We start from the raw sequence: 1,187 nt of genomic DNA on the forward strand, positions 1-1,187 counted from the left end.
AAAACCCTTCCGAATAAACCTTATAAAATTCTAAAGCTTCTCTACATTTTTTACATTTGAATTTCTTACCTTGTAATTTGATTTTTTCATGAATTCCAAAAGGCACATCATGGATAGCACCTGAGCACTTGCAAATATAAAGATAAACAGCATTTTCAAGTTCTTCATCGCCTTCTTCTTCAAAGCTTACCTCTTTATCATCTTCAGAAGCTAAAGAAGATCTTCTATATTGTTCAACTTTCATATCTTCATAAAGTATATGTTCTAAAAGCCATTTTTTAACAGCTAAATAAAGTTTTTCTTTTAAATCATTAGTGGATTTAATATTTTTAATCAGTTCTATCATGGATTGGATAATATGTTTATGAATTTTTTATGTGTTTCAATATCTGGATATTTAATCAGTTCCATGTATCGCTCTTCTTCATAAAAATGATCTTTCATATAATTAAAAAATTCAGCAAGTAAATTTTTAATCTCATCCTTATAAACGGGTTTATCAATCAAATATTCTACCTTACCCGCAAGTTCAAAAAGCTTTTTGTGCTGTTCATCTATTTTGGCATTATGGACACTAAAGGTTTTATCCCATTTTGGTAGCATTTTATTCCTTTATATTGGATTTTTAAAATAAAATAAGGTTTGTTGGCAATTTTTGCACTTTAAATTTTTATTGTGATATAAAATATCTAAGTGTTCATTGTATGATAAAGCATGAGTGGTTTTACAAGGACAAATTCTAATTTTTCTTGAGAATCCTCTGTTAATTCTTCTTGTTTTGTTTCTTCTTCTTTAGTGTTTTTATTGTGAGCTTTAATCCATTTGCCTATCATAACATCATGATGTAATATGTGTTCTAAAAGCCACTCTGACATTATAGTATAAAGTTTTTCTTTTAAATCATTAGTAGTTTTTATGTTTTGTATAAGATAAGACATATCGCGAATGATATTTTTATGCATGATTTTGTGTTCATTTAAATAAGGATAATGAATTTCTTGCATGTATTGTTCTTCATTGTCAAAATGTTCTTTCATGTAGTTAAAAAGTTCTGTTAAAATTTCTTTGAGTTCTTCTCGTTTTACAAATTTATAAACAGCACTTTCAACCTTGCCTGCAAGTTCAAAAAGTTTTTGGTGTTGAATGTCAATCATTGTATCATGAATACTGTATTTTTCATTCCAAGT

2 pseudogenes are annotated in these 1,187 nt (G+C 27.3%); both read right to left on the bottom strand.

Annotation, left to right across the window (positions count from 1 at the left end):
• Window positions 1-603 (bottom strand): annotated as a pseudogene (locus SR63_RS02085) (bacteriohemerythrin); the annotation flags it as partial.
• A pseudogene (locus tag SR63_RS02090) lies at window positions 555-1,187 on the bottom strand (bacteriohemerythrin); the annotation flags it as partial. The pseudogenes SR63_RS02090 and SR63_RS02085, both read right to left, overlap by 49 nt.

Source organism: Campylobacter sp. 2014D-0259 (assembly GCF_008000505.1).
In the GTDB taxonomy this organism is placed as follows: Bacteria; Campylobacterota; Campylobacteria; order Campylobacterales; family Campylobacteraceae; genus Campylobacter_D; species Campylobacter_D jejuni.